This is a genomic window from Bradyrhizobium sp. 2TAF24, from assembly GCF_052115025.1.
In the GTDB taxonomy this organism is placed as follows: domain Bacteria; phylum Pseudomonadota; class Alphaproteobacteria; order Rhizobiales; family Xanthobacteraceae; genus Bradyrhizobium_A.
Genome location: NZ_JBFRFW010000004.1, coordinates 356,700 through 362,699, shown reverse-complemented (window position 1 = coordinate 362,699; position 6,000 = coordinate 356,700). Strand labels below are relative to the sequence as shown.

At 66.4% G+C, this 6,000-nt stretch carries 6 protein-coding genes and 1 pseudogene; 4 read left to right on the top strand and 3 right to left on the bottom strand.

Translation table 11 applies throughout. The annotated features are described in order from the left end of the window. Positions 1-125: pseudogene (locus tag AB4Z37_RS09550) on the top strand (IS481 family transposase); the annotation flags it as partial. 103 nt (positions 126-228) lie between these two features. On the opposite strand, the gene AB4Z37_RS09545 reads toward AB4Z37_RS09550, so the two are convergent. Next, a complete protein-coding gene (locus AB4Z37_RS09545) occupies positions 229-1,062 on the bottom strand; it encodes an HAD family hydrolase (protein ID WP_441516484.1) in 834 nt (277 codons plus the stop codon). Positions 1,063-1,107: 45 nt separating this feature from the next. Between AB4Z37_RS09545 and AB4Z37_RS09540 the strand changes: the two genes are divergently transcribed. Then, positions 1,108-1,764: a DUF2147 domain-containing protein gene (locus AB4Z37_RS09540; protein ID WP_441516468.1), complete on the top strand. Its 657-nt coding sequence runs from the start codon at positions 1,108-1,110 to the stop codon at positions 1,762-1,764. A 79-nt stretch (positions 1,765-1,843) separates the two neighbouring features. Then, complete coding sequence (locus AB4Z37_RS09535) at positions 1,844-2,512, top strand: HD domain-containing protein (RefSeq protein WP_441516467.1); 669 nt, start codon at positions 1,844-1,846, stop codon at positions 2,510-2,512. 80 nt (positions 2,513-2,592) lie between these two features. Here the strand turns inward: AB4Z37_RS09535 and AB4Z37_RS09530 are convergent, their stop codons facing one another. Then, the gene (locus AB4Z37_RS09530; RefSeq protein WP_441516466.1) at positions 2,593-3,318 is read right to left on the bottom strand and encodes a class I SAM-dependent methyltransferase; all 726 of its coding nucleotides are present in this window, start codon (positions 3,316-3,318) and stop codon (positions 2,593-2,595) included. 57 nt (positions 3,319-3,375) lie between these two features. Here AB4Z37_RS09530 and AB4Z37_RS09525 point away from each other — a divergent pair, with 57 nt between their 5' ends. Then, complete coding sequence (locus AB4Z37_RS09525) at positions 3,376-3,834, top strand: GNAT family N-acetyltransferase (RefSeq protein ID WP_441516465.1); 459 nt, start codon at positions 3,376-3,378, stop codon at positions 3,832-3,834. 10 nt (positions 3,835-3,844) lie between these two features. On the opposite strand, the gene AB4Z37_RS09520 is transcribed toward AB4Z37_RS09525, so the two are convergent. Beyond that, the gene (locus AB4Z37_RS09520) at positions 3,845-5,932 is read right to left on the bottom strand and encodes a putative bifunctional diguanylate cyclase/phosphodiesterase (RefSeq protein WP_441516464.1); all 2,088 of its coding nucleotides are present in this window, start codon (positions 5,930-5,932) and stop codon (positions 3,845-3,847) included. Positions 5,933-6,000: the final 68 nt, after the last annotated feature.

Genomic DNA, 6,000 nt, shown 5'->3' with positions numbered 1-6,000 from the left:
CGATCGCGGCTGACGGGCAATACGGCGTGTTCTTCGCTGCCCATCAGGTCGCCACCATCGACTTGACGGGCTCAAAAAGTGTCGGTGATGTCTCCGAACGGGTGTCGGCCATGTCCCCGGACTGAACACTTGATCCGGCAATCCAGCTTTCTCGACGCGGAGCCTGTCATCGGGCCGCGCTTCGCGCGGACCCGTTGGCGTCGGCCCGGTAATGACGCTGAAGATGTGTCAGGGCGCCGGCAGAAACATCCTGCGCACGTCATGCAGGTCGCGCGCGACATGAACGCACAGACTGTGCATCTCCTCGGTCGCCGCCAGCAGGTCCGGCACCATGATCGGGTGGCAGCCTGCGGCATGGGCGGCGCGGATGCCGTTGTGAGAATCTTCCAGCGCGAGGCTGCGCTCCGGCGCGACGCCGATCAGCTCGGCGGCCTTGAGGTAGAGATCGGGATGCGGCTTGCCGCGGCTGACGTCGTTGCGGGTGACGACCGCGCGGAAGTAGTGGTGCAGTTCGGCGGTGTGCAGGTGATGGCTTGCCGCTTCGCGACCGGAGGAAGTCGCAAGGCCGATCGGCATGTCGAGGCCATGGAAGTGCCTGATGATGTCCGCGGCGCCGGCCTTCAGCGGCACGCCGGCCGCGATCAGCCGCGTCCAGTCGCTGCGGTACGCGCTGAGATAGTCGTCCATCGGGAAGGTTGGGCCGAAATGGGTCTGGATGCGGATGTCGCATTCGGGGCCCGGCACGCCGATCATGGCATTGTAGAACGCATCCGGCAGCTCGAACCCGAGCGCGCGCAGCGCGCCGAGCTTGGCGGTCTTGATCAGCGGTTCCGTGTCGAACAACAGGCCGTCCATGTCGAAGATGACGGCTTCAATGCTTGAGAGGTCTACGCGGCTGGGCACGGCAATCCGTTGAGCTCGGGGGAGGGCTGGCCGTCGTTTACAGCGATTTGATTGCCGGCGAAACCGCTGCGATGCCGCACATCCGGCGGGGTATCGACGTCGCGCCGATGTCGGCGTTCCGGAATTTGCCTGAATATGCGGCAAAAGTGGCGCCGCCATCCGCCGCGGCGCAGAGGCTCCCCGGTTCCGCTCCCCCTCCATTGCATGGCGGGCTTGCATCACGGCAGGCAGCACGCTTCAATGGCGCGGGGATGTGTTGATTTGGAACGGCTGATGCGACAATTGATTTTTGCCGGACTTTCGCTCCTCCTCCCATGCGCCGCGTTGGCGGCCGATCCTCAAGGCGAATGGCTGGATGAGCACGGTCTCGCGCGCATCAGGATCGTGGACTGCAGCGGTCATCTGTGGGGCGCCACGGTCTGGGAGAAAGAGCCCGGCGGTCTCGATATCCATAATCCGGATCCGGCCAAGCGCGCGCGCCCCACGCTCGGTGCTCCGATCCTGCTCGACATGAAGCCGGCGCCGGGCAAGGCCGACCGCTGGGACGGCCAGGTCTATGACTCCGAAAACGGCAAGACCTATACCGCCAGCATTCGCGTGCTCACGCCGACGACACTGGAAATCAAGGGCTGCGTCGCGTTCGGCATGCTGTGCGGCGGCGAGACCTGGACGCGCTATGTCGATCCGGCGCCGGCGACCGTGTCGAGCAACTCGATGGCGACAGGCGCCGTGAGGGGAAGCAAGGGCCCGCCGTCGAAACCTGCGGCGCTGCCGGGAGCTCCGGTCGCGGGCGCGAGGCCCGCGGCGACCTCGACGGCCTCCAGCGCCGATTTCTGCGCCGCCGTCATCGCTGTCAAATAGCAGCAGGCACCGCCGCGGAGGCGCGGTGGTTTCGGGGCCGTCGTGGCCACATGATGATCTCCCTAAATTGTTTCCAAATATGTCTGACAACAACAATTCATGTCTTATCGCTGCGCGCGCCTTCGCGCCGTTTGACGGTTTGGCGATGCGGCTGCTGCCGCAGGCGGCGTGCAATGGCGACGGTGCGCATGACGTCGCGCACCTGCTACGGGTCTGGAAGAATGTCCGGGTCATCCAGGCCGGCGAGGGCGGTGACAGCGAGCTGCTGGCGGCTGCGGTGCTGCTGCACGACGCCGTCACGGTGGAGAAGAATTCGCCGCAACGGGCGCTGGCGTCGCGGCTTGCGGCGGACGCGGCGCGCAGACGTCTCGCCGCAGAAGGCTGGCCGGATGCGCGGATCGAGGCGGTGGCGCATGCCATCGCGGCGCACAGCTTCTCGGCCGGCATTCGGCCGCAGACGCTGGAGGCGCGCATCCTGCAGGATGCCGACCGGCTTGACGCCATCGGCGCGGTCGGTGTCGCCCGCTGCTTCTATGTCGCCGGCCGGCTCGGCCGCAGTCTCTACGATCCGGCCGATCCGCAGGGCCGCGGCCGGCCGCTCGACGACCGGCGTTTTGCGCTCGATCATTTCCAGACCAAGCTGCTGCAGCTGGCGTCCGGCTTCCAGACCGCGACCGGCGCCGAGCTGGCGCGCGAGCGGCATGCGCGCCTGCTGCGGTTCTGGCGAGACATGCTGGACGAGATCTAGAAGCGTCTTCGAGCGAAGCATGCCCCGGACTTGATCCAGGGCGGGCACAGTTCCGCGTGAAGAAACCGCGTCAGACAATACTAGGACATGGTCGCGCCGTGCGCGGTGATGATCGCCGGCAGCTTGGCGAGCTGCCACAACCCCAGTGCCTTGTCGGCATAGTCGCCGCCGGCCTCGGTGCAGCCCTCGACCAGCACGGCCTCGGGCGGCGGGAAGTGAAACGGCGCCTGCGTGAAGTTGAGGGCGCGCCAGTCGCCATCCTCGATGTCGCGGTTGGCGGTCAGCTCGACAAACGTCGTCGCCAGCAGCCAGCGCGCGCCCGAGCGCTGCATGTTGGCGATGGCCCGGCCGATGTTGTCAAATGACAAATGGACGAGGCAATCGCGGCACAGGATCAGGTCGGCTGCGGGCAGGTCGTCGGTGACGAGATCGCGCGTGATGAAATCGACGCGGCCAAGCTGTCCGTAAGCCGCGGTGTTTGCCGCAATGATCGCGGGCACGATGTCGGCGCCGAGATAGCGGATGTCGCCGAGCGTGGTGTTGGACATCCAGCCGAAATCGCCGCAGGGCAGGTCGAGCAGGGTGCGGATACCGAGCGAGTGCAGCAACACTGGCAGCTCGTGCCGCAGCCGCGCGGTGGCATCGAGCTCCGAGCCGACGCCGGACGTCGACTGCGCCGCGCCCCACAGGTTGGTGCGATGGATCAGCGCGAAGCGTTCGGCGAGGTCGAGGCCGGCGAATTCGTCGCGCCGTGCCGCAAAGCGGCGCTCGGCGAGCACAGGGGCGCGGATTCGTTGATCTGTCATCGGCGCGACCGTTTCGGCATGTAAGCTGATTCGGAAGTGTAGCGGTCAGGTGACGCCATGATCCACATCCTTCGCAAGGTGACGACCGACGCCGACTGGCGGGACTATCATGCGTTGCGCCGCATGGTGCTATGGGAGGCGAAGGGGCGGCGTGGCTACGACGACCGTCACGTCGATGAATACCATCCGGCACACCATCCGCTGCTGCTGACCTGGAACGGGCGCGCCATCGGCACCACGCGGCTCGATGATTTCGGCGACGGCACGGGTGCGGTGCGGCTGGTGGCGATCGCCGCCGAGCGGCAGCGCCATGGTCACGGCCGCGTGCTGTCCGCCCGGGTCGAGGATTTCGCCCGCGGCCGCGGCGTCGGCACGCTCTATGTCAACGCCGCGCCGGAGGCGGTCGGCTATTATGACAAGATGGGGTGGGAGCGCTTCGTCTGGAGCAAGGCCGAGCTCGCCAGCCATGCCGATGGTTGCGTGCAGATGCGCAAGGTGCTGCCGACGCTGTCGTGAGCCCGCGGCGTCAGGCCACGGCCCGGGCCGCCGTCGGCTGCTCCGCAGCCGCATGCAGGTCCTCCAGCGTGGTCGGTCGACCGAACAGGAAGCCCTGCACCTCGTTGCAGCCCTCTTCGGCGAGTATCGCCATCTGGTCGGAGGTCTCCACGCCCTCCGCCAGTACCGTGACGTCCAGGCTGTTGCCGAGCGCCAGGATCGCGCGGACAAATGCCTTGGCCTGACGGTTGGTCTCCAATTCGCTGATGAAGCTGCGGTCGAGCTTGATGCGGTCGAACGGGAAGGCGCGCAGGGTCTCGAGTGAAGAGTATCCGGTGCCGAAATCGTCGAGCGCGATGCCGATGCCCATCGCGCGCAGCTGCCGCAAGATATGCAGCGCCCGGACCTTATCGGCGATCACCGCCGATTCGGTGACCTCGAGTTCCAGCCGGTGCGCCGGCAGCCCGGTTTTCAGCAGGGTCGCCCGCACGGTATCGACAAAGCCGACATGGGCGAGTTGCAGCGGCGACAGGTTGACCGCGACCTTCTGCGTCAGCTGCCATTCGGTGGCCTCGCGGCAGGCGGTTTCCAGCACCCAGTCGCCGAGGGCGCAGATCGCGCCGCATTCTTCGGCGATCGGGATGAATACAGCCGGCGACACCATGCCGTGGACCGGATGATTCCAGCGCAGCAGAGCTTCATAGCCGGTGATGGCGTCGGTCTCGATCGTGCGCTGGGTCTGGTAATGCAGGAAGAACTGGTTGTTCTCCAGCGCCGTCCAGATATCGCGCGCCATGGCGCGGCGCGCCCGCGCCGCCTCGTCCATCTCGGCCTCGTAGAAGCAGATCTTTTCGTCCAGGCTCTCCTTGGCGCGGTACATGGCGAGGTCGGCGTTGTTGAGCAGCTTGTCGCGATCAGTGGCATCGGCGGGATAGACCGAGACGCCGAGGCTCGCGCCGGGCACGAAATCGGTGTGATCGATCGAGACCGCCGCGGTGAGCGCCTTCTGCAGCCGAGCAACGAAGCCGCGCAGGGCGGTGTCGGATTCAAAGGATTTGGTCGCGACGAACTCATCACCGCCGAAGCGGCCGATCATCTCGCCGTCGGATATCGCCTCGCTCATCCGCGCCGACAGGACCTGCAGCAGCTTGTCGCCGGTGGCGTGGCCGTAGGTATCGTTGATTTCCTTGAAGCGGTCGAGGTCGATGTTGACGACCGCAACGCGGGTGTTGCCGCTCGCCGCGACGAGCGCGGCGTCCAGCTTCTCGATGAAGCGCGCGCGGTTCGGCAGGCCTGCGAGCACATCATGCCGCGCCATGTAGGCGATCTTCTCGGCGCTGCGGTTGTGCTCGGTGCGGTCGCGCGTGATCTTGGCGAAGCCGAGCAGCTCGCCGTCCTCCTGGTAGATCGGGTCGATCACCACATGAGCCCAAAATCGCGAGCCGTCCTTGCGCAGTCGCCAGCCTTCGGCCTCGAATTTTCCGGCGGTGAGCGCGGTGTTCAGGTTCCTGGCGGGCTCACCGGCAGCGCGCTCCTCGGCACTGTAGAACACCGAGTAATGCTGTCCGACGATTTCTTCGGCCGTATAACCCTTGGCGCGCTCGGCGCCGGCGTTCCAGTTGGCTATCGTGCCGTCGGTGTCGAGCATATAGATCGCATAGTCGGTGATGCCTTCGACCAGCAGGCGGAAGCGCCGCTCGCTCTGCCGGATGGCATCTTCCATTCGCTTCTGCTCGGTGCAGTCGCGCGTGATCTTGGCGAAGCCGAGCAAGCTGCCGTCGGCGCGATGGACCGGCTCGATCACCACATGGGCCCAGAACCGGCTGCCGTCCTTGCGCAGCCGCCAGCCCCTGGCCTCGAACCGGCCTTCGGCGTGCGCGGTCGCAAGCCCGTGGGCAGGCCTTCCGGCGGCGCGCTCCTCGGCGGTGTAGAACACCGAGAAATGGCGCCCGACGATGTCGGACGCGACATAGCCCTTGGCGCGCTCGGCGCCGGCGTTCCAGTTGGCCACCGTGCCGTCGGGATGCAGCATGTAGATGGCGTAGTCGGAGACGCTCTCCACCAGCAGCCGGTAGGACAGGTCGGAAGTGAACTCACGCAAGGCAGTGTCGTGCGACATCGAAATCGATCCGTCAGCAGCCGTGATGGCTGTCCGCCACCTGACGGGGGTACGGTTGCGATCCGGTA